The organism is Moorena sp. SIO4A5, assembly GCF_010672005.1.
Taxonomy (GTDB): Bacteria; Cyanobacteriota; Cyanobacteriia; order Cyanobacteriales; family Coleofasciculaceae; genus Moorena.
The window spans coordinates 1-3058 of the sequence record NZ_JAAHHZ010000590.1 but is presented as its reverse complement, the minus strand read 5'-3'; the positions used below and the strand labels follow the sequence as shown (position 1 = coordinate 3058).

Sequence of the window (3058 nt, the reverse complement as noted above, 5' to 3'; positions counted from 1 at the left end):
TTATCACTTAGGTGATCTGTCCCCAGAGAATGCCAAAAACGTTATTCACTCCTTAACAGCAGTATCTCAGTTTAAGTTAGAACCTGCTCTAATCGAAGCACTGGTAAAGGATTTAGTCACCAATACGGGAGTGGTGCGCTTAATTGAGTTACAAGTCGTGGGTGCTCAGCTACAAGCAGAAAAAATTACTACCCTTGAAGGATACCGAGCTTTGGGAAATGACCCCAAGACAGTTCTAGTCGAGCGATCGCTTTCCCAAATTATTTATGATTGTGGGCCAGAGAATGAAGATGCCGTCTGGGAAGTTTTATTCTCCTTAACCGATCAACGAGGTACCCGTCCGTTGAAAACTCAAGCTGAGTTAGTACTGTCCAATTGGGACAACTCCACACTAACTCAAATCCCCTTGATTTTGGAAATTTTGGTCGGTTCCGGTTTAGTCTTCCGAGTGCCAGAAACACCACAAAACCGATATCAGCTGATTCATGATTATCTAGTTCTACCGATTCGTCAAAAATATAAGCAACGTACCCAATCTAATATTAAAGTACGGCTAAAACAAAGTGAGAGTCAACTGTTGCGGGTTCGTAAACAACGACTGCGTGCCATTGCCATTAGCACAGTGATGGCACTTTTAGCAGTGACCAATGGTGCCTTGAGATGGCGAGCCGAAGCTCAACGAATCAATGCTATGCTTAGTGCCCTGAGTGCCTCTTCAGAAGCTCTTTTCGTATCCAATAAAACCTTTGATGCTTTGCTCGAAGGGTTAAGAGCGGCAAAAAAACTACAACAGGAAGAGCAGCAATATCTACCATCTCGAACAGTAGAGGCAGATACCCGTCTACAAGTAATCACAGCTCTGTCCCAGGCAGTTTATTCAGTTTCCGAACACAATCGACTCGAAGGACATAGTGATATTGTTTCCAGCATCAGTTTTTCCCCAGATGGTAAGTTTATTGCCTCCACCAGCCGCGATAAAACGGTCAAACTGTGGCATCCTGATGGCAAGTTGATCCAAACCCTAGAAGGTCATCAAGATAGTGTAACCAGCGTATCTTTTAGTCCCGATAGTCAGTTAATTGCCTCTAGTAGCTGGGATGGCACAGTCAGACTATGGCGTCAAACTGGCGAGCTAGTCAGAATAATTACCCCTGATGCTGGTCATATATACAGTGTCAGTTTTAGTCGAGATGGGCAGATGATTGCTGCGGCTGGCAAAGATAAGAAAATTCGATTATGGACTGTTGATGGCAAATTAATTAAAACCTTTTCCGGTCACCGGGGTGTAGTGCGGTCGGTAAGCTTTAGTGGAGATGGCAAAATTATTGCTTCTGCTAGTTCCGATAACACCATTAAGCTGTGGAGTCAAACCGGAAAATTGCTAAATACTCTTAAAGGACATAGCGCTCAGGTTAACTGTGTAGTATTTAGTCCAGATAGTCAGTTAATTGCCTCCGCTAGCGATGATCAAACCGTAAGGTTGTGGAGTGCCAATGGCAAGCTAATCAAAACCTTTCCCAAGCATCAGCGATGGGTTAATGGTGTTGCTTTCAGTGCTGATGGTCAGCTGATTGCCTCTGGCAGTGATGATAATACAGTGCGGCTATGGAACCGTGAAGGCACTTTAATAAACACGTTTAAGGGACACAGCGATGGGGTTAGTGCTGTCAGTTTCCGTCCTACTGAGCCTTTTAGTTCTCAAGACAACCTAGCCCACAGCAATTATCATATCCCTCTACAACCATCCAACCCTCAAACTGACCAACTGATTCTGGCTTCAGCCAGCCACGATAAAACTATCAAGCTCTGGAGTAGTATTAATCAGTCTCACGTGATTTTAAGAGGGCATCAGGATGATGTACAGGATGTCACCTTTTCTCCAGACTCTCAACAGATTGCGACAGCTAGTAATGACAGAACTGTTAAGCTTTGGGATCGCAACGGTAAGCTGCTCCAAACCTTAACAGGGCATCATGATATGGTCTATAGTATTAGTTTCAGTCCTGATGGTGAGCTAATTGCCTCAGGTAGTCGAGATGGCACCGTGAAACTCTGGCATCGTAGCGGTACCTTAATTAAGACAATAAAGGGACATCAGGACTGGGTATTGAATGTTAGTTTTAGTCCTGACTCGGAGCGCCTCGCGTCTGCCAGTCGGGACAGGACAGTCAAAATTTGGGATCGCACTGGTAAATTGATTCATACCCTCACTGGTCATAGTGAGCGGGTTAATGCAGTTAAGTTTAGCCAGGATAGTCAGCGATTGGCATCGGCCAGTGATGATAAAACTGTAAAACTGTGGAGTGCTGATGGGAAACTTCTGAAAACACTACCAGGTCATCGCAATTGGGTTTTGGATCTCAGCTTCTCACCCGAGAACAAGTTCTTGGCGACCGCTAGTTATGATAATACAGTGAAACTCTGGCACAAAGATGGTACTTTACAATCAACCCTCAAAGGCCATACTGATAGTGTGGCCAAAGTCCGTTTTAGCCCCAAGGGCAAAATTTTGGCAACCAGCAGCTGGGACAACCAGGTTCAGCTATGGCGCTTCGACGACACCTTGATCAAAACCTTGAAAGCTGGTGAGCATCGCGTCACAAATCTTAGCTGGAGCCATGATGGAACAGGCTTGGCAGTCGCTAGTGAAGATGGTACAGTGGCAATTTGGAATTTGAATTTAGACGATCTGCTAGATAAAAGCTGCCACTGGCTAAGAAATTATCTCCAAAACAACCCAGAAGTCAGAGAAAGCGATCGCCAACTTTGTCAGCTGATCACAAACAGCCATATCAAATAGAATAATTAGTAGGTCTTTTGCGGTAATGTTAGACTGGGAAATGGTGAATGGGTAATCATTGAACAACTAACGATGAAAACCAATGACCACAATAATTTTCCGGAGGGGAAGTTGGGTGGGAGGAAAATTAATAATATGGGACTGATACCCCCAGCTTCCTTATCCTTAGTAAGGATAGTTGATTTCTTTAAATCCTAGCTAGATGGGATTATGGTGGTGTGGTGTGGTGGTATGATGGCGTGATTAGCTAATGAGGTT

Annotated in this window: 1 protein-coding gene; it reads left to right on the top strand. The window is 44.4% G+C overall.

What is annotated here, in order from left to right; translation table 11 throughout:
• A partial coding sequence (locus tag F6K57_RS41485) for a WD40 repeat domain-containing protein (protein WP_293074969.1) occupies positions 1–2800 on the top strand: 2800 nt, incomplete at its 5' end.
• Positions 2801–3058: the final 258 nt, after the last annotated feature.